Consider the following 23,886-nt stretch of genomic DNA (forward strand, 5'->3'; position numbering starts at 1 on the left):
TGCGATCAGGACTTCCGACCGTCAGCGCCGGGTATGCCGTCGTTCTCCGTTCCGCTTTCGGGTTCGTCTGTCGCTGCCGTCGCCGCTACTGCCGCTGCCGCCGCGCGCTTGATCGCCGCGTCCCGGCCCCGTACGTACCGGATGCCGATGAGGCCGAGCCCGGCCCCGGCGAGGCAGGTCCAGATCCACGCCGTGTGCCCGTGGTCGCTGTACCACCCGTAGAAGGGGAGCTGGAGGAGGAAGAGCGCGAACCAGATGATCGTGCCCGCCGTGATGGTGCCGACGACCGGCCCCTCCAGGGGTTCGGGCGCCGGATGCCGGGGGTTTCCCGTCAGAAAGCCGCTCATGGTGGTCAGTCTATGCGGGGGCGGCGCGCGGGGGCCGGGGGTGTGGATAACTCAGAACAGGCCAAGTGGCACAAGGGTCTACGCGCGGAGATAGCGATCTTGGTCCTCCGTATTCATACTGATGTATTCATACTGAAACTGTTTGCTGGCTGACTGTTTTCGTTCATCTGAACGTTCAAAGTCGACTTACCCGTCTCTCCCGCCCGTCCCTCCCCCCGCTCCTTCTCGTATGACGACTGAGGTCCCCCATGCCTTCCTCGGCCACCGCTCCGGTCGCTTCCGATGCCCAGCCACCGGCTCCCGGAGAGCCGTCCGGCGGGCTCGACCGCTTCTTCAAGATCTCGGAGCGCGGCTCCACGGTCGGCCGTGAGGTACGCGGTGGCTTCGCCACCTTCTTCGCGATGGCGTACATCATCGTGCTCAACCCGATCATTCTCGGGAGCGCGAAGGACATGTACGGGCACCAGCTGGACAACGGGCAGCTGGTCACCGCGACCGTGCTGACCGCCGCGTTCTCGACGCTGCTGATGGGCGTCATCGGCAACATGCCGATCGCCCTCGCCGCCGGCCTCGGCGTCAACACGATCGTCGCCCTCCAGCTCGCTCCCCGGATGAGCTGGCCCGACGCGATGGGCATGGTCGTCCTCGCCGGGTTCGTGGTGATGCTGCTGGTCGCGACCGGGCTGCGGGAGCGCGTGATGAACGCCGTACCGCAGGGGCTGCGCAAGGGCATCGCGATCGGGATCGGCCTCTTCATCATGCTGATCGGCCTGGTCGACTCCGGCTTTGTCTCCCGTATCCCGGACGTCGCCCAGACCACCGTGCCGCTCCAGCTCGGCGGCAACGGTCATCTGCACGGCTGGCCGGTGCTGATCTTCGCGCTCGGGGTGCTGCTCACGATCACCCTGATCATCCGCAAGGTCCGGGGCGCGATCCTGATCTCGATCGTCGCGATGACCGCGCTGGCGATGATCATCGACGCGCTCGTGAAGGTGCCGAGCTGGGGCCTGACGGCGCCGCAGTGGCCCGGCAACCCGGTCTCCACCCCCGACTTCGGGCTGTTCTGGCACTTCAGCCTCTTCGGCGGCTTCGAGAAGGTCGGTGTCCTCACCGGCATCCTCTTCGTCTTCACCCTGCTGCTGTCCTGCTTCTTCGACGCCATGGGCACGGTCCTCGGCGTCGGTGACGAGGCCAAGCTGATGGACAAGAACGGGAACCTCCCGGGGATCAACAAGGTCCTCTTCGCCGACGGCATCGCCGTCGCCGCCGGGGGCGTCGGCTCCGCCTCGGCGAACACCTGTTACGTCGAGTCCACGGCCGGGGTCGGTGAGGGCGCCCGGACCGGGCTGGCCTCGATCGTGACCGGCACCCTCTTCGCCGCCGCGCTGTTCCTCACCCCGCTCGCCACGATGGTCCCGTCCCAGGCGGCGACGCCCGCGCTGGTGGCGGTCGGCTTCCTGATCCTCGCCGGGTCCGTACGGGACATCGACTGGAGCGACTTCACCATCGCCGTACCGGCCTTCCTGGCCATGGTGATGATGCCGTTCACCTACTCGATCACCAACGGCATCGGCATCGGCTTCATCGCCTTCAGCGTGCTGCGCCTGGCGACCGGGCGGGGCCGCGAGGTGCCGGTGGTGATGTACATCGTGTCGGCGGTCTTCGTCTTCTACTACGCGATGCCGGCGCTGGGCCTGACGTGAGCCACGGGGGCGTCTACGTCACCGTCTCCGGCTACGTCACCCCGTAGAACTTCTCCGTCTCGTCGACGGCCGTCTTGAAGCGTTCGTCGAAGTCGTTGCGCATGAGCGTCTGGGCCACATAGTCCTGGACGCTCATTCCGCGTTTCGCGGCATGCTGCCGGAGCCGGTCGAGCAGCTCACCGTCTATCCGCAGGCTGAGCACTGTCGATCCCATGGGGAACAGGTTCGGCTGCCGATGCGGCCCTTCGTGTCACTTTCCGCTCCATTCTCACTCGTACGAGTGATGGGCGAGTGATGGGCGAGTGATGAACCGGCGGTGCCCCGGCATGCGCGCCCCGGTGCGCCTGTGCGCCCGTAACGCCGCCGTCATACCGGTGGTATTTAGCATGGGTAATGAGTTAAACTAACGAACATGCCTGACCTGTACCACGGTGACGAGAATGAGAACGACGCCGCCGTGAACGCTCTCCGCTCCGCCGTCATGCGGCTGGGCCGGCGCCTGAAGCACCAACGTGTCGACGAGTCGCTGAGCCCCACCGAGATGTCGGTGCTGGGCACCCTCGCCCGCTGTGGCTCCGCCACCCCGGGGGAGCTGGCCCGCAAGGAGCATGTGCAGCCGCCGTCGATGACCCGCATCGTGGCGCTGCTCGAAGCGAAGGGTCTCGTCAGGCTGGAGCCGCACCCCGACGACCGTCGGCAGAAGGTGGTCAGCCAGACCGAACAGGCCGAGGCGATGCTCGAAGAGAGCCGCCGCAAGCGCAACGTCTGGCTGGCGTCCCTCGCTGAGGGCCTGGACGAGGACGAGTGGGCGAAGCTGCGCGCTGCCGCCCCCGTGCTGGAGAAGCTCGCCCACCTGTAATCCGCGCGCCATGAGGAGGCGAACCCCCATTGAGTACGGGATCCGGAGCAGACTCCGCCCCCGCACCGAAATCCACCCACGACAGCACGACGCACGACAGCACAACGCAGGACAGCGCCACCCAAGACGGCTGCACTCAAGACGGCGCCACCCACGACAGCTCCACCCGCGACGGCTCCACGCCCGACAGCTCCGCGCCCGACGGCTCCACGCAGGAGGGTGACTGTGAAGCCGCCGCCGGCCGCAAGACCGCCGGCGCGGGAAACGGCGGAACCTTCTCGTCGCTGAAGATCCGCAACTACCGCTTGTTCGCGACGGGTGCCGTCGTCTCCAACATCGGTACCTGGATGTCCCGCATCACCCAGGACTGGCTTGTCCTGAGCCTCACCGGCTCCTCGGCGGCCGTAGGTATCACCACGGCCCTCCAGTTCCTGCCGATGCTGCTCTTCGGCCTGTACGGCGGCGTCATCGCCGACCGCTACCCCAAGCGGCAGCTGCTGATCTGCACCCAGGCCGCGATGGCCCTGTGCGGGCTCGCCATGGCCGTGCTGACCCTTTCGGGGCAGGTCCAGGTCTGGCACGTCTATCTGATCGCCTTCATGGTCGGCATGGTCACGGTCGTCGACAACCCGACCCGGCAGTCCTTCGTATCCGAAATGGTCGGACCCGATCAGCTCCGTAACGCGGTCAGTCTCAACTCGGCCAACTTCCAGTCCGCCCGGCTGATCGGCCCGGCGGTGGCCGGTGTGCTCATCACCACGGTCGGCAGCGGCTGGGCCTTCATGATGAACGGCCTGTCCTTCATCGCGCCCCTCCTCGGGCTCCTGCTGATGCGCTCGCACGAGCTCCAGAGATCCGTCCCCGTACCGCGCGGAAAGGGCCAGCTCAGAGAGGGGCTGCGCTATGTGCGCGGCCGTCCCGAGCTGATCTGGCCGATCGTCCTCGTCGGATTCGTCGGCACCTTCGGCTTCAACTTCCCGATCTGGCTGACGGCCTTCGCGCACGAGATCTTCCACGGTGGCGCCGGGATGTACGCCGTCTTCAACATCCTCATGGCGGCGGGCTCCCTCGCGGGCGCCCTGCTCTCCGCCCGCCGCCGCTCCAGCCGTACGGGAATGCTCCTCCTGGCGGCGGTCGGCTTCGGTCTGCTGGAGATGCTGGCGGCGGTCTCGCCGTCCGTCTGGTTCTTCTCGCTGCTGCTCGTGCCCATCGGCATGATCGGCCTGACGGTCAACGTCAGCGCCAATACGAGCGTCCAGATGGCGTCCGAACCGGAGATGCGCGGCCGGGTGATGAGCCTCTACATGATGGTCTTCGTCGGCGGTACCCCCATAGGCGCCCCGCTCCTCGGCTGGGTCACCGACACCTACGGCGTCCGCGTCGGCTTCGCCACGGGCGGCGTGGTCTCACTCCTCGCGGCGGCGGCGATCGGCGTGATCCTGACGCGGGTCGCGGGCGTACGACTGAAGGTGGGCCTGCGCGGCGGACGCCCGCACATGGCGTTCGTACCGACGGAAGCACAGCGGAGACGGGAACGGGAGCTGGCGCCGGCGGCGTGAGCGAGGTGCGGCCCCCGACCGGAAACTTCCGGCTTTCCGGTCGGGGCCTCGTCAGGCCGGGACGGTCAGTCGCGGGGGAACTTGTCGGTCTTCAAGACCAGGTCCACGATGGTCTTGGTGAGGTCTACATCCGTGCCGAAGTCGACAGGGTACTCGTTGGCGTATCCACCGGCCTTCGGGTCTGTGTGCACACGGCACCTGCCCGTATACGGATCGACGATGAGATAGACCGGAATCCTGGCCGCCGCGTAGGTTGCTTTCTTCGGGCCGTAGTCATTGGCGGCGGTGCTCCTTGAGATCACCTCGGCGATGAAATCCACGTCGCCGACACTCCACCGGCCGTTCGCATCCCTTCTGGAGTCGGCGGCCAGTTTGACGACATCGGGGCAGAACCCGTTCAGATGCCCGGGGAAATCGAAGCGCATGTCCGATTTCACCTTCACGTCCATGCCGAACCTGTCTTCCAGGGCTCGGACGATACGGCGGGTGATTTCCCAGTGGGTGTCCCGTTGTGGCGACATGAAGATGTTCCCCTCGACAATCTCGACCTTGATTCCCTCGGGGACGGGCATCTCTTCGAGCGCTTTGAACAGCTTGTCCAGAGTCAGCCCGCTGTCGCTCTCCTCGGCCATGGCGATCCTGTCGATCTCGACGACGGTCATCTTGGCGCTCCTCCCCGCCACCGTACGGACTACAGCAGCCGCGCAGTACAACGATAAGCACGGCAAACGGGTTACGCCCCGAACGACAGCCCGGGTGGTAGGGCTGTCAGCCCCGGCGGTTAACCTCGACCTGTGGACCCCAAAACCCGGAACCGCATCATGGCGGGCGTGCTTGTGCTGATGTTCGCGATCATCGCCGTGGCGGCCGCGGTCGGCTAGCGGACGGAACGGCGCGCCGCCGCCTGCCGACAGCGGCGGCGGCGGCGCGCCGAGCGTGCCCGCGTGCGCGCGTGTGCTCGTCCTACCAGGCGAACGCCTCCGGCGACGGTCCCGGGCCCGGGAAGATCTCGTCCAGCGCGGACAGGACCTCCTCCGACAGCTCCAGCTCGACCGCCCGCAGGGCCGACTCCAGCTGCTCCGCCGTGCGCGGGCCGACGATCGGGCCCGTCACCCCGGGCCGGGTCAGCAGCCAGGCGAGGGCGGCCTCGCCCGGGTCGATGCCGTGCTTGTCGAGCAGGTCCTCGTACGACTGGATCTGCGCCCGGACCGCCGTATTGGCGAGCCCGCTCTCGGAGCGGCCCTGGCCGGTACGGGCCGCGCCGCCCTCGCGCTCCTTGCGGATCGCGCCGCCCAGCAGCCCACCGCCCAGCGGCGACCAGGGGATGACACCGAGGCCGTACTCCTGCGCGGCCGGGATTACCTCCATCTCGGCGCGGCGCTCGACGAGGTTGTAGAGGCACTGCTCGCTGACCAGGCCGTACGAGCCGAGGCGGCGGGCGGTCTCGTTGGTCTGGGCGATCTTCCAGCCGGGGAAGTTGGAGGAGCCCGCGTAGAGGATCTTGCCCTGCTGGATCAGGGTGTCGATGGCCTGCCAGATCTCCTCGACCGGGGTGGCGCGGTCGATGTGGTGGAACTGGTAGAGGTCGATGTAGTCGGTCTGGAGCCGCTTGAGGCTGGCGTCCACCGCGCGGCGGATGTTCAGCGCCGAGAGCTTGTCGTGGTTGGGCCAGGGATCGCCGTCGCCGGCCATGTCACCGTAGACCTTGGTGGCGAGGACGACCTTGTCGCGGCGGTCGCCGCCCTTGGCGAACCAGGTGCCGAGGATTTCCTCCGTACGGCCCTTGTTTTCGCCCCAGCCGTAGACGTTCGCGGTGTCGAAGAAATTGATGCCCGCGTCGAGAGCGGCGTCCATGATCGTGTGGCTGTCGGCCTCAGTGGTGAGGGGGCCGAAGTTCATCGTCCCGAGGACGAGTCGGCTGACCTTGAGTCCGGTGCGTCCGAGCTGCGTGTACTTCATGGGTCCACAGCCAACTCGTTGGAGCGTACTCAAGGCAAGAGCGGGTGGGCCTTGTGGCGGGTTGTCATGCTTGGGGGCGGGCGGGGTCGGGCAGGTCCGCATACGTGTGCGCGTCGGTATGCGCGTACGTGTCGAGCGCGGCGCGGATCTCGCGTCGTACCGTACGGCTGCCCTTGTGGCCCGCGTCCTGAACGACGATCAGGCGCGCGTCGGGCCAGGCGCGCGCCAGTTCCCAGGCGGTGCCGAGCGGGCCGCCGAGGTCGTGACGGCCGTGGATGAGCACACCGGGGATGCCCGCCAGCCGTCCCGCGTCGCGCAGCAGGGCGCCTTCTTCCAGCCAGGCGCCCTGGGAGAAGTAGTGGGCGCAGATACGGACCAGGGCCCGCTGGGCGGCCGGGGGACGGTCGGCGTAGGTGGTGGGTGAGCCGTTCGGCTCCTGGGACAGGACGGCGTCCTCCCAGGTCACCCAGTCGGTCGTGGCCCGCGCGCGGACGTCGGGGTCCGGGCTCTCGACGAGCCGGGCGTACGCGCGCAGGGTCTCCTGGACCACGGCGGTACGGTCGGCGGCCGGCCCCGACCAGCCGGTCCTGGGGTCGTCCGCCGGAAGGCCGGCGCCGGTACGGAACCGGTGCCACTCGGCGGGGAAGACCGCCCCCGCGCCTCCGTACAGCCACTCGATCTCGGAGCGGCGGGTGGTGGTGACGGAGGAGATGACGATCTCGGAGACGCGCTCGGGGTGCCGTTCGGCGTAGGCGAGGAGGAGGGTGGAACCCCAGGAACCGCCGTACAGGAGCCAGCGGTCGACCCCGAGGTGCTCGCGCAGCCGCTCCATGTCGGCGATGAGGTGGTCGGTGGTGTTGTGGCGCATGTCGGCCTGGTGCGGCTGGTGCCATTGATTCTGTGGGCCGTACGCGGGATCGCCCGCGTGCGGGGTGCTGCGGCCGCAGTTGCGCTGGTCGAAGAGGACGGTGCGGTAGCGGTAGGGGTCGAAGTAGCGCCGGGCGTACGGGGTGCAGCCCGACCCGGGACCGCCGTGGACGACGAGCGCGGGTTTGCCGTGCGGGTTGCCGCAGACCTCCCAGTGGACGAGGTTGCCGTCGCCGACGTCGAGGAGACCTTGGTCGTGGGGGTCGAGGGGCGGGTAGAGGGGGTCGGGGTCGTCGGGGTCAGCTGTGGTCATGGCGGGGGACCTCTGTGGGATGTGGTGGTGGATTGGGGGAGAGGGTTCGACCCTACAGATATAACAGCGCTGTTAGGTTGGCTCTATGGCATCCGACTCCCCAGAGCTGGCGAAAACGGCGGCGAAGCCGCCGGTTGTGGAACCGGGCGGGCCGGGCCCCGAACTGCTCGGGACCCGGCTGCGCCTTCTCCTGGACCGGCTGGAAGCCGGTGTCGCGGCTGTCTATACGGACCTGGGGATGGAGGGCTTCCGTCCGCGCTACACCCCGGTCGCGCGGACACTGGCCGTGGCGGGGGGCCCGCGCTCCATCCGCGAACTGGCGGCGGCGACGGGGGTGACGCACTCGGCCGCGAGCCAGACGGTCGCCCAGATGGCCAAGGACGGCCTGGTGACCCTGACCCCGGGCGAGGACGCGCGCCGACGCCTGGTCGAACTCACACCCAAGGCCGAGGCGCTGCTCCCGGCACTGAACGCCGAATGGGCCGCGACCACAGCGGCGGCCACGGCCCTGGAGGCGGAACTCCCCTACCCCTTGAGCCGCCTCATCAGCGAAACCCTGGAAGCCCTGGACCGCCACCCAATGCGCAACCGCATCGCATCCCAGGCGCAGACCGGCTCGCTGAATGGCGGGGCGGGTGGGGGAGTTGGGGGAGATGGGCCGGGTGCGGGTTAGTACCGAGAGGTAACCGGGGTGGGCCGGTGGTGAGGTGCTGGGTGCTGGGTGCTTGGTGCGGGGTGGGCCGCCCCTCCTTTTGCCAGTGTCGCGCCTCCAGGGGAGGTGTAAAGGGCGCTCCTTCGTCGCGTCGGCTGCGCCGATTGCGCTTCGCTTCACCCTTGACACCTCCCCTTCCGGCGCGTGTACGGGAGAGGGGGGGCGGCCGGGGGGAGGGGGCCCGGGGGGTCCGCTGTTCTGCCACTCGGTTCAGGGGCTGGCGGGCGGGTGGGCCCTGCGGGGCTGCGCAGCAGAGGAGTGGGGTGACTCGGCCCCGGCTTAGCGGCCAACCGTCCGTTGTGGGTTGCGACTCAAGCCCCGCTGGGCACCGTTGCGCTGTGGTGCCCGGAAGGCGGACGGGTCCTTCTGTCCGGCCGGGTCTGCGGGCCGCCCTCACGCCGATTCGCCCCTTATGGGGTGGTTTGGTGGCCTGTTGGGGGTCTCTTCGGGCGGCACATGTGTCCTCAGGTGCGTTAGCGGCCCTCCTGGACGCATGGACGGCCTCCAGAGGCCCACTTGGTGTCACCCGCGTCCCAGTAACCCCGCGACCCACACAACGGTGACCAGCGGGGCTTGTGTCTCAGCAAACAGCGGACCGTCAGCCGCTGAGACCAGCCGGACAGCCCCATTCCTCTGCCGCGCAGCCCCACAGGGCCCACCGGGCCGCCGGACCCTGAGCCGAGTGGCAGTGTGGCGCCACCCTTGGGCCCCCTCCCCCCGGCCGCCCCCCCCTCATCCGCACTTGCGACTCCGGGGGAGGTGTCAAGGGCGGAGCGCAGCGGAGTCGGCGCAGCCGACGCGACGTAGGAGCGCCCTTTACTCCTCCCCCGGAGGCGCGACACTGAAGGGAGGAGGGGCGGCCCAGCGCCAAGCACCTCGCCCCCGTACACCCCGGTCTGCCTCTTGGTACTGACTGAGTCGGGGCCGAGCCGCGTGGTAGTGCAGCGGGCCTTTTGGGCCCCAACTAACCCCCGGTGGCAGGCGCCGTCCCTCGGCTCAGTTCTTGCTCGGCCAGCCCGTGGCGTCCAGTGTGGCGCCCAGGGTGTGGGGGCCGGGGCCGGGGCCTGTGTCCGTAATTAGGGTGCGGAGGTCGGATTCCAGGGCTTGTAGGCGGGGTGGGCCTATTCGCCAGGCCCAGGTGGCGCGTAGCTGGTCGAAGATCGCGGCCGAGCGGGCCAGGGCGTCGTAGCCGCGTGGGGTGAGGCGTACCAGTTTGCGGCGGGCGTCCTTGGGGTCTTCCGCGCGCTCCGCGTATCCCAGTGCCTCCAGGCGGTCGACGGTCTTGCCGGCGGCCTGCTTGGAGATGCCCAGGCGGCGGCCGATCGTCACCGCCGTAACGCCCTCGCGGCCTATGGCTTGTATGGCGAAGCCATAGGCCGGGCGTATGTCCGGGTGGCCCTGGAGGGCCAGTTCGGCGTGGAGTTGGTCGATGAGGGAGCGGAACCCCGCGAAGAGCAGCAGTGGCAGCTCGTAGCCCGGCACGTCCTGCTCGGTGCTGCCCGCAGCCGCGCCGCTGCCCGCAACCTCCGCACTGTCCGCCGCCTCCTCGGTTCCGGGCTCGGTCATCGTTAACTCGACAACTCGATTTACCTTCTTGTCGTCAACCATGTTGTCGAGCCTAGCGAGGGGTGCTCCGTCTGCCGCCCCTCATGCCGGATGACGTACGGGCCGCCCAGCGACCAGGCGTGGTGCAGGGCGCCGGCGAAGGCGGCGGCGAGTTTGTGTTCGCCGGTGGGGCCCGGATGGGTGCCATCGTACGTGTCGTGGTGGATGTCGTACGTGGGCGGGCGCGCGGCCAGCAGGAGGGGGGAGTCCGGGTGGTCGAGGTCGGCCACCACCTCCCCGAGCAGGCCGTTGAAGCGGTGGACCTCGGCCGCGAAGGCGGGGTCGGACTCGGCCCGGATGTTCGGGATGACGGGCAGGAGTACGGCGCGCACCCGCGCGTTGGCGGCGCGCGCCGCGTCGATGAACGCGCGGACGTTCCGCGCCGTCCCCGCGCTGTCCGTGTAGAAGCCGAGGTCGATCAGGCCGAGCGACACGAGCAGCACATCCGCCCGCGCCGCCCCCACCGCCTCCTCGGCCAGCGGCGCCATGTGCTGCCAGCCCTCGCCCCAGCCGGCCAGATGACGGCGCGCGTCGGGCGGGAAGTCCGGGGCGGCGTACGCGTACGAGACCGGCGCGTCCGCCGCCGGGTCGTACAGCGTCTCCCGGGGGCCGACGAGGCGGAACGGGCCGTCGAAGGTGGCGTCCAGGTGTTGCCACAGGCGGTAGCGCCAGGTGAAGTCACCGGCGCTGCCGATCGTCATGGAGTCACCCACGCACATGAATCGCATCCGGCCATCCTTGCCGACGGTCTTTCGCGCCAGGATCGGGCTCGCGGCTTGCCCGTACAGGCTTCCCGGCCTCCGCCCAGGCGCCGCTCGGGCTTCTCCCGCGCTCTTCCGCCGCCGTCGCCCTCGCCCAAGTGGCAGGCTTGGCGGATGCATGCGCTTCCGTACCGTTCCGGCCTGCGTCGTCTCTCCGGCGCGGTGTCCGTCATCGCCGCTCTTGTCGCCGTACTGACCGTCGTGCTGCCGACGGTGGCGACGGCCGACGGAGGTTCACCCGATCGGGACTTCACCATCAAGGACCCGCGTATCACCGAATCGAGTGGTTTGGCCGCGAGCCGTATCCATCCGGGTGTCTACTGGACGCACAACGACAGCGCACACCCGCCGTACATCTACGCCGTCGACTCCAGGACCGGCGAGACCGTCGCGACCATCACCCTCGCGGGCATCGGTGAGATTCGGGACGCCGAGGCCATCTCCCTCGGGCCCGACGGGAATCTGTACGTCGGAGACATCGGCGACAACCTCAATGGCTCCTGGGACCACGTCTGGATCTACCGCTTCCCCGAGCCCAAGCAGCTCAAGGACGCCACCGTCCGCCCGACGCAGTTCACGGTGGAGTACGAGGACGGCCCGCGCGACGCCGAGTCGATGATGGTCCATCCCACCACCGGGCGCGTCTACATCGCGTCGAAGAACCAGGGCGGCGGCGGACTGTACGAAGGTCCCGCGCGGCTGGACCCGTCCGGTACGAACACCTTCCGGCGTATCGGCGAGGTGCCCTGGGTGACGGACGGCGCCTTCTCCCCGGACGGTACGGAGCTGACGTTCCGCTCGTACTTCAGCGCCCGCTCGTACGAGTGGAAGAACGGCAGGCTCGGCCCCCACCGCCCGGTCGGCGTGCCGTTCCAGCGCCAGGCCGAGTCGGTGACGTACACGGCGGACGGCAAAGCCCTGATGTTCGGTACGGAAGGCGCGCGGAGCGGGGTGGTACGCGTCGAGATCGACGGCGGCGGCAAGGGCGGCAAGGGAGGTAAAGGCGATGAGAGCGGCGAGAGTGGCAAGAGCAGCGAGAAGAGCGGCGGCGCGGAAGCCGGGTCAAGTACCGATTCCGGTAAGAGCGCGGGCGGTCTCACGTTCGGCGGCGTCGTGCTGCTCGCGATCCTCGGCTTCTTCGGCTTCCGGCGCCTGCGCGGCAAGGGAAAGGGGTAGGAGGAAGCGGGGAGAGGGAAGGTACCGGGGAGAGCGAAAGTGCCGGGGAGGGGGGAGTCGAGTGAGTCGTCGGAGTCGCGTGAGTCGCGGTCCTCATCCCTCCGTACGCCGTGCGACCAGTACTTCCAGACCGTCGAGCAGCCGCTGGAGCCCGAACTCGAAGTGGTCGAACTCCGGGCCGAAGGCATCCTCGGAGAGCGAGGCCATGACCGGATACACCCCGCTGTTCATAGCCTTCGTCAGATACGGTTCCTGAACCTGCCAGAACTCGCGGTCGGTCATCCCTGACTTCCGCTCCACCTCGACGGCGTGGACATGGGTGCGGGCGGCGCCGCTGACGTACCCCTCCACCATGATCCGTACCGATATCAGCTCCGGATCGCTCAGCCCCATGCCCTTGATGCCGGACAGCATTTCCTCCATCCCGCCCATCGCGTTGGGGCCGAGGACGGGCCGGGCCTGGTTGACGGAGAGCAGCCATGGGTGGCGCCGGTACAGCGTGAGCATGGCGCGCGCCATCTCTTCGACGGTGGTGCGCCAGCCCGCGTCGGGGTCGCGTGGGGTGCTGTCCGTCTCGCCCCGGACGTGATTCAGCATCAGGTCCAGCAGCTCCGCCTTGCCCGGGACATAGCGGTAGAGCGACATCGTGCCGGTGCCCAGCTCGGTGGAGAGCCGGCGCATGGAGACCGCCTCCAGCCCTTCGGCGTCGGCGAGTGCGACGGCGGCTGTGACGATCCTGCCGAGGGTGAGCCCCGGTTTCGGGCCGCGGCTCGGTCGCTCTCCGGTCCCCCAGAGGAGTTCGAGGGTGCGTTCGACGTTGCCACTGCCGGTCGTTTCGGTCGACGTCATGGCCCCAGGATAATCGCCCGAAGAAAAATGAGTACGGCGTACCCTGATGTGGGTACAGTGTACTCAGTTCGGTTGATCGGTGGTTCGGTCGGCCGGTGGTTCGGAGGGGACTGAGTGCTGTGAACGAGTACGCCGTGCGGGCGGAAGCGGTTCGGAAGACGTACAGGCAGAAGAAGACGTACGGGGAGAAGGGGGGACGCGGGGAGGAAGGGAGCCGAGCGGAGAAGCGCGCGCTCGACGGGCTGGATCTGGCCGTGCGCGCAGGGACCATTCATGGGCTGCTCGGGCCCAATGGCGCGGGCAAGACCACCGCGGTGCGGGTGCTGGCGACGCTGCTGCGGTTCGACGGCGGGCGGGCGGAGGTCGCGGGCGTCGATGTGGCGCGTGATCCGCGCGCTGTCCGGAGCCGGATCGGCTTCGTCGGGCAGTACGCGGCGGTGGACGAGGGCCTCACCGGCCGGCAGAACCTGGAGATGTTCGGCCGGCTCTTCCACCTCGGCGGGAAGCGGGCGGCGTCGCGTGCCGGGGAGCTGCTGGCGCGGTTCGATCTGGTGGACGCCGGCGACCAGGGGGTCGGTACGTACAGCGGAGGGATGCGGCGGCGGCTCGATCTGGCCGCTTCGATCATTCTCGCCCCGCGCGTCCTCTTTCTCGACGAGCCGACGACGGGCCTCGACCCGCGCGGGCGCGGGGAGGTCTGGGACGCCGTGCGGGCTCTGGTCGCGGACGGTACGACGGTGCTGCTCACCACGCAGTATCTGGACGAGGCGGACAAGCTCGCCTCGCGTATCACCGTGGTCGACCGGGGGCGGGCGATAGCGGACGACACTCCGGCGGAGCTGAAGGACGCGGTGGGGGGAGACCGGATCGAGGTCGTGGTCGCCGCCGCCTCGGACCTTCCCGCGGCGGTCGGCGCGCTGGCACGGGTCGCCGCCGGCGGTGACGGTGGCCGTGGCGGGGGCCGGGTGGAGACGGACGAAGGGGAGCGGCGGGTGCACGCGCCGGTCAGCGACCGGGTGGCCGCACTGACGGAGGTGGCGCGGACACTTCAGGACCAGGGGGTGGCGGTGGAGGACATCGGGCTGCGCAGACCGAGCCTGGATGACGTGTTCCTGCGACTGACCGGACAGCGTTCGGAAGAGAGGGGTGCCGCATGAGCGCCGCTCTGGGAAGCGCTGCGGTCGACAGCGGCAACAAGATCGGAGGTGGTGGAGGTAGCGGAGGCCCTGAGGGCGTTGGGGGCAGCCGTGGCCGGGCGTACTGGGCGGTGGCGGACGGCTGGAACGTTCTGCGGAGAGTGCTCACGCACTATCAGCGCCAGCCCCTGGCCATTGTCTGGCAGTTGGGCTTCCCGATCATCTCCGTCCTGCTGTACGGGTATGTCTTCGGCAGCGCGATGAAGGTGCCGGGCGGAGGTGACTACCGGGAGTTCCTGATGCCGGGGATGTTCGCCATGACGGTGGCGTCCGGCTTTACGACCACGGCGGCAGCCGTCGCCACCGACAGTGCCAGAGGAGTCATCGACCGGTTCAGATCGATGCCGATGGCGCCCTCGGCGGTGGTCACGGGCCGGGGAGTCGGGGATCTGATAACGGCTTGCGCGGAGCTGCTGATCCTCGTGGCGACCGCGCTTCTGATCGGGTGGAGCCCGAACGGCGGGCCGTTGAGGACTCTGGCGGCCTTCGGACTGCTGATGCTGCTGCGCTTCTCGCTGATATGGCTGGGTGTGCTGCTGGGGCTGCTGATACCCGGCCCTGAGCAGGCCGGCGGTCTCTACGCGGCGGTCTTTCCGATGACGATGATCTCCAGCGTCTTTGTGGCGCCCTCGCTGATGCCGAGCTGGCTGGGCGTGGTGGCCGCCTGGAATCCGGTCTCGGCCACGGTCACCGCGACCCGGGAGCTGTTCGGCAATCCGGTGGCCGGCGGGGGGACATGGCCGGAGGAGCATGCGCTGCTGCTGTCGATCGCCTGGCCGGCGCTGCTGACGGCGGTGCTTCTGCCGCTGGCGGTACGGAGATTCCAGCGGCTGAGCCGGTAGCCGATAGTGCCGGTAGCCGGTAGCCGGTAGCCGGTAGCCGGTAGCCGGTCGCTGGTCGCTGGGGCCTGCGACAGCACGACGGCCCCCGGCGCGGTGCCGGGGGCCGTCGAAGGGGTGTTGCTCGGTCAGAGGTGCTCGATGACGTAGTCGATGCACGAGGTCAGTGCCTCGACGTCCGCCGGGTCGATCGCCGGGAACATCGCCACGCGCAGCTGGTTGCGGCCCAGCTTGCGGTAGGGCTCGGTGTCGACGATGCCGTTGGCGCGCAGGACCTTGGCGACGGCCGCCGCGTCGATCTCGTCCGCGAAGTCGATCGTGCCGATGACCTGCGAGCGCTTCGTCGGGTCGACCACGAAGGGGGTGGCGTACTTGGACGCCTCGGCCCAGCCGTACAGGTTGCGGGCGGAGGCGGCGGTGCGGCCGGTGGCGAAGTCCAGGCCGCCCTGGGAGTTGAACCAGTTCAGCTGCTCATTGAGCAGGAAGAGCGTGGCCAGCGCCGGGGTGTTGTACGTCTGGTTCTTCACCGAGTTGTCGATCGCCGTCGGCAGCGAGAAGAACTCGGGCACATGGCGCCCGGAGCCGTGCACGCGGGCGGCCCGCTCCAGCGCGGCCGGGGAGAAGAGGCCGATCCACAGACCGCCGTCGGCGGCGAAGGACTTCTGGGGGGCGAAGTAGTAGACATCCGTCTCGGCGATGTCGACCGGCAGACCACCGGCGCCGGACGTCGCGTCGACCAGCACGAGCGCGCCCTCGTCGGCGCCGGCGACCCGCTTGACGGGCGCCGCGACACCGGTGGAGGTCTCGTTGTGGGTCAGGGCGTAGACGTCGACGCCCGCTTCCGCCACCGGGTCCGGGTGCGAGCCCGGGTCGGCGGAGATGACGCTCGGCTCGGCCAGCCACGGCGCGAGCTTCGCGGCCTTGGCGAACTTCGAGGAGAACTCACCGAACGAGAGGTGCTGCGACTTGTTCTCGATCAGACCGTGCGTCGCGATGTCCCAGAAGGCGGTGGAGCCGCCGTTGCCCAGGATCACCTCGTACCCCTCGGGGAGGTCGAAGAGGCTCCGCACACCGTCGCGCACCGAGCCGACCAGGTTCTTGACCGGGGCCTGTCGGTGGGACGTGCCGAGAAGAGACGTACCGGTCGCGGCCAGCGCGTCCACCGCCTCCGTCCGTACCTTGGAGGGACCTGCGCCGAAACGGCCGTCGGCGGGCTTGATGTCAGCGGGAATCTGGATATCGGCCACGGGCCGGAGCGTAGTCCCTTCCGGCGCACCGCTGAAATCGGTGTCCGTCCGGTGAGACGTCGGGTGTCCGATTCGAGATGTCCGATTCGGGGTGATCCGGTACGTACCGTATGTGCGTGGGTGCATACGGTACGTACCGGATCGTGGGCGGCCGGATCGTGGACCCCCGGCTCAGGGGCGGCGTGCGGGGGAGAGTGCGGGGGCGGGGGAGAAGATCACCGGCAGGCTGGTCAGACCGCGCAGCCACGGCGACGGGCGCTGCGCGAGCGCCTCCCCCGGGACGGCGAGGTCGATGTCCGGGAGCCGGTCGAGCAGCACCTCGATCCCCGTCCGGGCGATGACCTCGGCGATCTCCTGGGCGGGGAACGGACAGCGGTGCTCGCCGTGGCCGAAGGAGAAGAAGGCGGTGTTGCCGCCGGTGAGGACGGAGCTGTCCGTACGGATCTGCGGGTCGAAGTTGGCGGCGGCCACCCCGAGGATCAGCAGGTCACCGGCGCGGATCCGGCGGTTGCCGAGGTTGGTGTCGCGGGTGGCCCAGCGGCCCGGGACGTTCTGGGTGGGCGTGTCCTCCCAGAGCACCTCGGTCATCGCCTCGCCGACGCTGTGCCGCCCGCCGGACAGCGACGCGGCGAACCGGTCGTCGGTCAGCATCAGCCGGAGCGTGTTGCCGATCCAGTCGGCGGTCGGCTGATGGCCCGCGACCATGATCATCAGCAGGTCCTTGGTGATCTCCTCGACCGTGAAGTCGCCCCGGTTGGCCAGCATCCGGGAGACCACGTCCGCGCCGGGTCCGTCGGCCTTCTCGGTGAGCAGCGCCGTCGCCGCCTCGACGAGGTGCCCGTGCCCGGTGAGGGCGTCCTCGCCTCCGTCGAGCATCTCGTTGAGCGCGGTCACCAGACCGGGACCCTGCTCGTCGGTGAAACCGAGCAGCCGGGCCAGCACCCGGACGGGGAGGAGCATCGTGTACCGGCCGATGATGTCCGTACGGCCGTCGGCGCAGAAGCTGTCGATCAGCTCGTCGGCGAGCCGCTCGGCGTGCTGCCGGAGGGTGAACGGGTCGACCGCCTCCAGAGCGTCACTGATCATCGCGGCGCGCTCGCGGTGCTGTCCGTTGGTGGTGTGGATGATGGAGGTCTCGCCCCGGCCGATCATCGGCAGGAGCGGCCAGTCGTCGGGGACGTTGTCCCACTGGTTCCACAGCACGGAGTCGCGGCTGTAGAGCGCCGGGTCGCCGGTGACCTGGTGCAGTTCGCGGTAGCCGATGACCAGCCAGGCGGGGATGTCGCCGTCGAGCAGGATGGGGGCGACGGCCCCGTGGTCGCGGCGCAGCTCCCGGTACAGCTCGACGGGGTCGGTCTGGAAGCGGGGGTCGTTGAGCGGTACGGCGCCGGAGATCGTCGCGGCTCCGGGGGGTGTGCCGGTGGTGGCTTCCGCTCTTGCTTCGGTAGTCGTGGCTTCCGACTTCGCTTCGGTGTCGCTTCCCATGCTGACCGGGCAGCCCGCCGCCGGTGTGGCTGAAGTGGTCACGAGGTCGTCTCCACCGCTTTCCGCTCCTTCGACAGCGCGTGCAGATGCTCGACCAGCGTGATCAGTACGTACTTGCTGGACGAGCGGTCCCGCGCGTCGCACTCCACCATGGGCACGTCCGGGCCCAGATCGAGCGCCTCCCGGATCTGCTCCTCCGTGTGCAGGGGCCCGCCGAAGTCGTTGCAGGCCACGATGAAGGGCGTGTTGTGGTGCTCAAGGCGGTCGATCGCGTACCAGGAGTCGGAGAGCCGCCGGGTGTCCACGAGGACGACCGCGCCGAGTGTGCCGGAGAAGAGCCGGTCCCAGAGGAACCAGAAGCGCTCCTGTCCGGGCGCGCCGAAGAGATAGAGCACCGAGCGCGTGTCGAGGGAGATCCGGCCGAAGTCGAAGGCGACGGTCGTCGAGTACTTCCGGTCGAGCCCCTCCAGCCCGTCCAGTTCGTCGATGCCCTCGCCCGCGCGGGTCATCGTCTCCTCGGTGCTGAGGGGACGGATCTCGCTGACGGAACGGACCATGGTCGTCTTGCCGACCCCGAAGCCGCCGACGATGACGATCTTCAGGCCGTTGTCTGCGGTACTGGCCAGCGACGGCCGGCTCCCGTACGAGCCCGAGGGCCGGTCCGGGCCGGTGGGCCGGTCAAAGGTTGCGGAGTCCAACGAGCACCTGCTCCAGGATGTCGGGATCGGGAAGGCGGTCGTCCGCCTTGGCCGTTCGGGGATGGCGGGCGCTGATCCGGCCGGTGTCCAGCAGATCGGCGAGCATGATCCGTACGATGCTGCCGGGCAGGCCGAGTTCGGCGGCGATCTCCACCACTGCCACCGGGCTCTGGCACATCCGCAGGATCGCGACGTGCTCCGACTGCATGCCGGGGGCCGGATCGCTCTCCGCGACCACCAGCGTCACCAGGTCGAACGTGTCCGTGTCCGAGTGGCTGCGGCCCCCGGTGAGGGTGTACAGCCGGTCGGGCGACTCGTCCCGGCCCGGCCGGCTTCCGCCGGGCCGGCTCCGGCCCGCGCCGCTCATACCCGCACGCCGCTGTTGCCTTGCGCGAGGGTGCGTGGCGGTGCGCTGAGATGCTCTCCCAACTGCTCGACGAGTTCGCTCATGTTGTGCCCCACCAGGCCGACATCGGCGTCCTCGGTCGCGAGGACCGCGAGATGCGCCCCGTCCCCGGCCTCCACGATCAGCAGCAGTCCGCCGTAGAACTCCGTCATGGCGGACCGTACGCCGCCCTGTCCGTTGCCGAACTCGACGGACGCGCCGTGCGACAGGCTCTGTATGCCGGCCGCGATGGCGGCGAGCTGGTCGGCCTGGTCGACGCTGAGTTCGGGGGTGCGGCACAGCTTGAGGCCGTCCCGGGACAGGACGAGCGCGTGGCGGGCCCCGCTGGTGCGCTGAAGCAGATTCTCCAGCAGCCAGTTGAGCTTGTCGTCGGTGGTGGTGCCGGTCATCGGGGATCGCCCTCCGGGGGTGTGGCAGGGGCCGGTTGCGGTGATGTGGGGGTGGGGGTGGCGACGGGCTCGGACTCGGGCTCGGGGGCGGTGTCGGTGGCCGGGGCGGTGGCGGTGGACGAGGTGGTGGTTGAAGTGGTTGTCGAAGTGGGGGCGGTTCTGACGGACTTGCGGAAGTTGCTGAACCGGGCCGCCTGCGCGTCGGGAGTGGCGGGCGGGGCCTTGGCGGCGGAGGCGTCCGCGGCGGTACGGCCGCGGTTCTTGCCCTCGCCGGAGCGCAGGAGGGCGGCGGCGAGGGTACGGCCGCGGCGGCGCTTGGGGAGTCCGCTTTCGCCCAGTTCTACGGGGGCCTCCGCGTCGGCGGTTTCGGCAGCCACGGGTGCCTCGGCGGCCTTCGCTTCGGCGGCTTCGGCGGCGGGGGCCTCGCCGCTCGTGTCCGGGGTGCCGGTGTCAGGGCCGGTGCCGGTGTCGGTGGCGTCCTTGACGCCGGACGTGGCGGTGGCGGCGGGTGCTTTGCGTCGTCCCGTACGGCGCGCGGTCTTGGGGGCCGGCTTCGCCTTCGGCTCGGCGGTCGACGCGGTGGTCGACACGACGGGAGCCGGTGCCGCGGTCCGCGCGGCGACCGACGCCGTGGCCGACGCGATGGCCGGTACGGCCGGCCGCGTCCGTACCGGCAGGGGCGCCGCGGGCGGCCGGGGGACCTCCGGCGCCGGGGATCCCGGCCGTACCTCCGTGATCAGTTCCTGCGGCAGCAGCATCAGCGCGCCCGTACCGCCCCGTGCCGACGGCCGGAACGAGATCGTCAGCCCGTGCTTGAGCGCCAGCCGGCCGACCACCGCGAGCCCGAGCCGGGTGCCGGACAGTCCGCTGAGGTCGGACGCGTCCGTCGTGACGGCGCGTTCCGCGCGGCGCAGCTGGAGATCGCTCATCACCAGCCCGCTGTCCTCGACCGTGATGACGACCCCGGCCGGGACCTCCTCCACGTACACATGGACCTCGGCGGTCGGCGGCGAGAAGTTCGCCGCGTTGTCGAGGAGTTCGGCGAGGGCGTGCATGACACCCTCGGCCGCGTGCCCCGCGACGGCCACCTGGCTCGTCGAGTGCAGCCGTACCCGCTGGTAGCCGCTGATCCGGCCCAGCGCGCCGCGCAGGATGGACTCCATGACGATGGGCCTCGCCCAGCGCCGGCCCGAGCGTGCCCCGGTCAGTACGGCGATGGAGTCCGCGAGGCGGCCCGCCTGGGCGGCGCGGTGGTCGAGGTGGAGCAGATCGGCGAGTACGTCCTCGTTGGTGTGCCGGTGCTCCATGGCGCGCAGGTCCGCGAGCACGCCGGTGGCGATGGCCTGCATCCGGCCCGCGGCGTTGGCGCAGGCGGAGACGGTCGCCGCGCGGTGCGCCTCGCTGCGGGCCGACTCCTCGGCGGCGAGCCGGGCCTCGGCGACCGTGCGCCGTACGTCCTCCTCGGCCCTGCGGGCCTTGGCGGCGAGCTGATCGGCGCGGGCGGTGAGGGCGGCGCCGCGCTCGCGCGACTGCCGGTTCAGCTCACGGAAATGGGCGGCGGCGGTGACGGCGGCGGTCAGCGCCAGAGCGGTCACGCCCCCTCCCCAGCCGAGCGGGGTCCGTACGGAGGAGGGCGCGGCGGAGACCGCCCAGACGCACAGGAGGCCACTGACGGCCGCCGAGATCAGCAGGGCCGGTGCGGTCGACCGGAGTGAGGGGCGCAAATCGGCTACCTCGTTGACGGGGACGGGACGGGACGGCGGGAGCAGCGGGGTGTTCAGGGGATGTTCAAACGGGCGCACGGACGGACTCGGGGCGCGCGTGCGCCGGAGCGAACGAGCGAAAAAATTGAATCCTGCTCAAACCGTGGTCACTATATGAGACTTGACGATCAGTATGGGAGCCGTCCGTTCCTTTTCTTCACATGTTCCCGTGGGATGCATCCTGGGGTCATGGCTGAGCAGCGGAAGACAACACCGGCTACGGCGCTCGCGCGGGACCTGGCCCGGACCGTACGCGGCGAGGTGGATTTCGGGGCGGCGGCACGCGCGCTGACCACGATGGACGCCTCCAACTACCGCCGTGTCCCGGTCGGCGTCGTCGCCCCGCGCGACGCGGCGGACGTGGCCGCGGCGCTCGCCGTCTGCCGCGAGCACGGTACGCCCGTACTCCCGCGCGGCGCCGGAACCTCCATCGCGGGGCAGGCCACCGGGGTCGGGGTGGTGCTCGATCTCACCCGCCATCTGCGGTCGATCGTGTCCGTCGACCCGGCGGCCCGCACGGCGGTGGTCCAGCCCGGTGTCGTCCTGGACGACCTGCGGGACGCCGTACGGCCGTACGGGTTGACCTTCGGCCCGGATCCGTCCACGCACAGCCGCTGCACGCTCGGCGGGATGATCGGCAACAACGCGTGCGGCGCGCACTCGGTGGCCTGGGGGACGACCGCCGACAACCTCCGCGCGCTGTCCGTCACCACGTACGGCGGCGAGGAACTGCGCCTGGGGCAGGGCTGGGACAGTCTGACCGGCGGCGCATCGGGGAGCGCGTCCGCCGGAGTGCGCGCCGGGCTGCGCGCACTTGTCGACGCCCATCTCGCGCCCCTGCGCACCGGCTTCCCCACCGGCCTGCCGCGCCGTATCTCCGGATACGCCCTGGACGCCCTCCTCCCGGAGAACGGCACCGATCTCGCCCGCGCCTTCTGCGGCGGCGAGGGCACGCTCGGCGTGGTCACCGAGGCGGAGCTGCGGCTGGTCGAGGCGCCCGCCGCGCGCGCCCTCGCCGTCCTCGGCTACCCGGACGAGAGCGCCGCCGCCGAGGCCGCGGCCGGACTCCTGCCGTACGGGCCGCTCACTGTCGAGGGCATGGCGCAGGACCTCGTCACCGCGCGCGCCGGCCGCGATCTGCCGCGCGGCGCCGCCTGGCTCTTCGTGGAGACCGGCGGCGCGACCCCGGCCGAGGCGCGCGCCGCCGCCGAGGCGATCCTGCGCGCCGCCGACGCGCTGGCCGGAACGGTCGTCACCGACCCGGCCGGCCAGCGAGCGCTGTGGCGGGTACGGGAGGACGCGGCCGGTACGGCCACCCGGATGCCCGACGGCACGGAGGCGTGGCCCGGCTGGGAGGACTGCGCCGTGCCGCCGGCCCGGCTCGGCCCGTATCTGCGCGACTTCCGCGCCCTGCTGGCGGAACACGGTCTGCGCGGCACGCCGTACGGGCACTTCGGTGACGGCTGCATCCATGTCCGGATCGACTTCGACCTGCTGACCGAGGACGGCGTCCGGCGCTTCCGGCGCTTCTCCGAGGACACGGCGTCGCTGGTCGTCGCGTACGGCGGCGCGCTGTCGGGGGAGCACGGCGACGGGCTGGCCCGCGCCGAACTGCTGCCCCGGATGTACGGGGACGAACTGGTCGCCCTCTTCGGCCGCTTCAAGGATGTGTGGGACCCGGACGGCGGTATGAACCCGGGCGTCCTGGCCCGTCCCGGCCGGCTCGACGACCAGCTGCGCTTCACCGTGCTGCCGCGCGAGCGGGTGCAGGTCGCGTTCGGCTACCCGCACGACGGGCCCGGCGGCGGGGACTTCGCGCGGGCGGTCAGCCGGTGCGTGGGCGTCGCGAAGTGCCGTGTCGCCGGGCCGAACCCGGGATCCGGTGTCATGTGCCCGTCGTTCCGCGCCACGGGAGAGGAAACGCACTCCACGCGCGGGCGCGCGCGCCTGCTGCACGAAATGCTCGCGGGCGAGGTGGTGACGGACGGCTGGCGCTCGACGGAGGTACGCGACGCGCTCGATCTCTGCCTGTCCTGCAAAGGCTGCCGCAGCGACTGCCCGGTGGGCGTCGACATGGCCACCTACAAGGCGGAGTTCCTGCACCACCACTACGCGGGCCGGCTGCGGCCCGCCGCGCACTACGCCATGGGGATGCTGCCCCGCTGGCTGCGCCTCGCCGCGCCCTACGCGCGCGTGCTCAACACGGCGGCACGGGTACGGCCGCTGGCGGCGGTCGCGAAGCGGCTGGGCGGCATCGCGCCGGAACGGACGATTCCGCTGCTGGCGACGGAGACGTTCGGGCAGTGGCTGCGCAGGCGGGCCCGTGCGCGGGGGCGGCAGCGCGGTACCGCTGTGGGCGGCGGGCGCACCACGGTCGTCCTCTGGCCCGACACCTTCACGGAGCACCTGTCGCCGGAGGTCGGCCGGGCCGCCGTACGGGTCCTGGAGGCGGCCGGCCTCGATGTCGTCGTACCGCCGCGCGCCCGCGTCTGCTGCGGTCTGACCTATGTGTCGACCGGCCAGCTCGACCGGGCCCGTACGGTCATGCGCCGTACCCTCGACGCGCTGGAACCGGCCCTCGGCAAGGGCCTGCCGGTCGTCGTCCTCGAACCGAGCTGCGCCGCCGCCCTCAGCTCCGACCTGCCCGAACTTCTCGGCGACGACCCGAGGTCCGCGCGGCTCGCCGCCTCGGTGCGGACGTTCGCGCGGGCGCTGGAGGAGTACGCGCCGGACTGGCGTCCGCCACGCGTCGACCGCCCGGTCGCCGGGCAGACCCACTGCCACCAGCACGCGGTCCTGGGCGACGACGCGGACCGGCGGCTGCGCGAACGGGCCGGGCTGACGGGCGAGCTGAGCGGCGGGTGCTGCGGGCTGGCGGGCAACTTCGGCTTCGAGCGGGGCCATTACGGCGTGTCGGTGGCGTGCGCCGAGGACCAGCTGCTGCCGGCGGTACGTGCCGCACACGCAGCGCACACAGCCGGGGAGCTGGGGCCGGGGCCGGGTGCCGAGATCCTCGCTGACGGGTTCTCGTGCCGTACGCAGCTGGCGCAGCTCGGCGGTCACCGGGCCCGGCACCTGGCCGAAGTCCTGGCGGAGGCGCTGGGGGAGGGGTCGGCGGAGACGACGGCCGAGACGCCTCGGCGACGGTGAGTG

The 23,886-nt window shown here is 70.4% G+C and carries 22 protein-coding genes; 8 read left to right on the forward strand and 14 right to left on the reverse strand.

Annotated elements, in window-relative coordinates; all coding sequences use genetic code 11:
- Nucleotides 1-5 precede the first annotated feature (5 nt).
- A complete protein-coding gene (locus tag DVK44_RS19520) occupies nt 6-347 on the reverse strand; it encodes a DUF2530 domain-containing protein (RefSeq protein WP_114660805.1) in 342 nt (113 codons plus the stop codon).
- 248 nt (nt 348-595) lie between these two features.
- On the opposite strand from DVK44_RS19520, the gene DVK44_RS19525 reads away from it, so the two are divergent.
- The gene (locus tag DVK44_RS19525) at nt 596-2,050 is read left to right on the forward strand and encodes an NCS2 family permease (RefSeq protein ID WP_114660806.1); all 1,455 of its coding nucleotides are present in this window, start codon (nt 596-598) and stop codon (nt 2,048-2,050) included.
- A gap of 31 nt (nt 2,051-2,081) precedes the next feature.
- On the opposite strand, the gene DVK44_RS19530 is transcribed toward DVK44_RS19525, so the two are convergent.
- Nucleotides 2,082-2,264 carry a ribbon-helix-helix protein, CopG family gene (locus tag DVK44_RS19530; protein WP_114660807.1) on the reverse strand — a complete coding sequence of 61 codons (183 nt, stop codon included), beginning with the start codon at nt 2,262-2,264 and terminating at the stop codon, nt 2,082-2,084.
- Between the two features lie 198 nt (nt 2,265-2,462).
- On the opposite strand from DVK44_RS19530, the gene DVK44_RS19535 reads away from it, so the two are divergent.
- Together DVK44_RS19535 and DVK44_RS19545 are read left to right on the forward strand one after the other, a co-directional pair.
- Nucleotides 2,463-2,909, forward strand: a complete 447-nt coding sequence (locus tag DVK44_RS19535) for a MarR family winged helix-turn-helix transcriptional regulator (protein ID WP_114660808.1) — start codon at nt 2,463-2,465, stop codon at nt 2,907-2,909.
- A gap of 284 nt (nt 2,910-3,193) precedes the next feature.
- Nucleotides 3,194-4,468 (forward strand): MFS transporter, encoded by a 1,275-nt coding sequence (locus tag DVK44_RS19545; protein WP_114665286.1) that lies wholly within the window; start codon nt 3,194-3,196, stop codon nt 4,466-4,468.
- A 65-nt stretch (nt 4,469-4,533) separates the two neighbouring features.
- On the opposite strand, the gene DVK44_RS19550 is transcribed toward DVK44_RS19545, so the two are convergent.
- The 3 genes from DVK44_RS19550 to pip all read right to left on the reverse strand — a co-directional run bounded on the left by DVK44_RS19550 (nt 4,534) and on the right by pip (nt 7,607).
- Nucleotides 4,534-5,130 (reverse strand): Uma2 family endonuclease, encoded by a 597-nt coding sequence (locus tag DVK44_RS19550; protein ID WP_114660809.1) that lies wholly within the window; start codon nt 5,128-5,130, stop codon nt 4,534-4,536.
- A 301-nt stretch (nt 5,131-5,431) separates the two neighbouring features.
- Nucleotides 5,432-6,427 carry an aldo/keto reductase gene (locus tag DVK44_RS19555; protein WP_114660810.1) on the reverse strand — a complete coding sequence of 332 codons (996 nt, stop codon included), beginning with the start codon at nt 6,425-6,427 and terminating at the stop codon, nt 5,432-5,434.
- Between the two features lie 64 nt (nt 6,428-6,491).
- Nucleotides 6,492-7,607: a prolyl aminopeptidase gene (pip, locus tag DVK44_RS19560; RefSeq protein ID WP_114660811.1), complete on the reverse strand. Its 1,116-nt coding sequence runs from the start codon at nt 7,605-7,607 to the stop codon at nt 6,492-6,494.
- An 85-nt stretch (nt 7,608-7,692) separates the two neighbouring features.
- Here pip and DVK44_RS19565 point away from each other — a divergent pair, with 85 nt between their 5' ends.
- Nucleotides 7,693-8,280 (forward strand): MarR family winged helix-turn-helix transcriptional regulator, encoded by a 588-nt coding sequence (locus DVK44_RS19565; protein WP_114660812.1) that lies wholly within the window; start codon nt 7,693-7,695, stop codon nt 8,278-8,280.
- A 1,035-nt stretch (nt 8,281-9,315) separates the two neighbouring features.
- Here the strand turns inward: DVK44_RS19565 and DVK44_RS19570 are convergent.
- Complete coding sequence (locus tag DVK44_RS19570) at nt 9,316-9,885, reverse strand: MarR family winged helix-turn-helix transcriptional regulator (protein ID WP_228447265.1); 570 nt, start codon at nt 9,883-9,885, stop codon at nt 9,316-9,318.
- Nucleotides 9,886-9,905: 20 nt separating this feature from the next.
- A complete protein-coding gene (locus DVK44_RS19575) occupies nt 9,906-10,652 on the reverse strand; it encodes a GDSL-type esterase/lipase family protein (RefSeq protein ID WP_114660814.1) in 747 nt (248 codons plus the stop codon).
- A gap of 147 nt (nt 10,653-10,799) precedes the next feature.
- On the opposite strand from DVK44_RS19575, the gene DVK44_RS19580 reads away from it, so the two are divergent.
- Nucleotides 10,800-11,861 (forward strand): YncE family protein, encoded by a 1,062-nt coding sequence (locus DVK44_RS19580; RefSeq protein WP_114660815.1) that lies wholly within the window; start codon nt 10,800-10,802, stop codon nt 11,859-11,861.
- A gap of 93 nt (nt 11,862-11,954) precedes the next feature.
- Here DVK44_RS19580 and DVK44_RS19585 read toward each other — a convergent pair whose 3' ends face one another.
- Nucleotides 11,955-12,710, reverse strand: coding sequence for a TetR/AcrR family transcriptional regulator (locus DVK44_RS19585; protein WP_114660816.1), 756 nt, complete (start codon nt 12,708-12,710; stop codon nt 11,955-11,957).
- 119 nt (nt 12,711-12,829) lie between these two features.
- Between DVK44_RS19585 and DVK44_RS19590 the strand changes: the two genes are divergently transcribed.
- Both DVK44_RS19590 and DVK44_RS19595 read left to right on the forward strand, forming a co-directional pair.
- Complete coding sequence (locus DVK44_RS19590; protein WP_228447266.1) at nt 12,830-13,867, forward strand: ATP-binding cassette domain-containing protein; 1,038 nt, start codon at nt 12,830-12,832, stop codon at nt 13,865-13,867.
- Nucleotides 13,864-14,748, forward strand: a complete 885-nt coding sequence (locus DVK44_RS19595; protein WP_114660818.1) for an ABC transporter permease — start codon at nt 13,864-13,866, stop codon at nt 14,746-14,748. Before DVK44_RS19590 ends, DVK44_RS19595 begins: the two co-directional genes overlap by 4 nt.
- Nucleotides 14,749-14,873: 125 nt before the next feature.
- Here the strand turns inward: DVK44_RS19595 and serC are convergent, their stop codons facing one another.
- From serC to DVK44_RS19625, 6 genes are all read right to left on the reverse strand, one after another.
- Complete coding sequence (gene serC, locus DVK44_RS19600; RefSeq protein ID WP_114660819.1) at nt 14,874-15,992, reverse strand: phosphoserine transaminase; 1,119 nt, start codon at nt 15,990-15,992, stop codon at nt 14,874-14,876.
- Nucleotides 15,993-16,163: 171 nt separating this feature from the next.
- Nucleotides 16,164-17,477 carry a cytochrome P450 gene (locus DVK44_RS19605; RefSeq protein WP_408055405.1) on the reverse strand — a complete coding sequence of 438 codons (1,314 nt, stop codon included), beginning with the start codon at nt 17,475-17,477 and terminating at the stop codon, nt 16,164-16,166.
- Nucleotides 17,478-17,515: 38 nt separating this feature from the next.
- Complete coding sequence (locus DVK44_RS19610) at nt 17,516-18,175, reverse strand: GTP-binding protein (RefSeq protein WP_408055335.1); 660 nt, start codon at nt 18,173-18,175, stop codon at nt 17,516-17,518.
- Nucleotides 18,156-18,542: a DUF742 domain-containing protein gene (locus DVK44_RS19615; RefSeq protein ID WP_114660820.1), complete on the reverse strand. Its 387-nt coding sequence runs from the start codon at nt 18,540-18,542 to the stop codon at nt 18,156-18,158. The genes DVK44_RS19610 and DVK44_RS19615 overlap by 20 nt, the downstream gene beginning before the upstream one ends.
- On the reverse strand, nt 18,539-18,970 hold the full coding sequence (locus DVK44_RS19620; RefSeq protein WP_114660821.1) for a roadblock/LC7 domain-containing protein: 432 nt from the start codon (nt 18,968-18,970) through the stop codon (nt 18,539-18,541). Before DVK44_RS19620 ends, DVK44_RS19615 begins: the two co-directional genes overlap by 4 nt.
- A complete protein-coding gene (locus tag DVK44_RS19625; protein ID WP_114660822.1) occupies nt 18,967-20,694 on the reverse strand; it encodes a sensor histidine kinase in 1,728 nt (575 codons plus the stop codon). The genes DVK44_RS19620 and DVK44_RS19625 overlap by 4 nt, the downstream gene beginning before the upstream one ends.
- A 228-nt stretch (nt 20,695-20,922) precedes the next feature.
- Here DVK44_RS19625 and DVK44_RS19630 point away from each other — a divergent pair, with 228 nt between their 5' ends.
- Nucleotides 20,923-23,883 carry an FAD-binding and (Fe-S)-binding domain-containing protein gene (locus DVK44_RS19630; RefSeq protein WP_114660823.1) on the forward strand — a complete coding sequence of 987 codons (2,961 nt, stop codon included), beginning with the start codon at nt 20,923-20,925 and terminating at the stop codon, nt 23,881-23,883.
- Nucleotides 23,884-23,886 lie beyond the last annotated feature (3 nt).

The sequence above is a fragment of the Streptomyces paludis genome, from assembly GCF_003344965.1.
GTDB lineage: Bacteria > Actinomycetota > Actinomycetes > Streptomycetales > Streptomycetaceae > Streptomyces > Streptomyces paludis.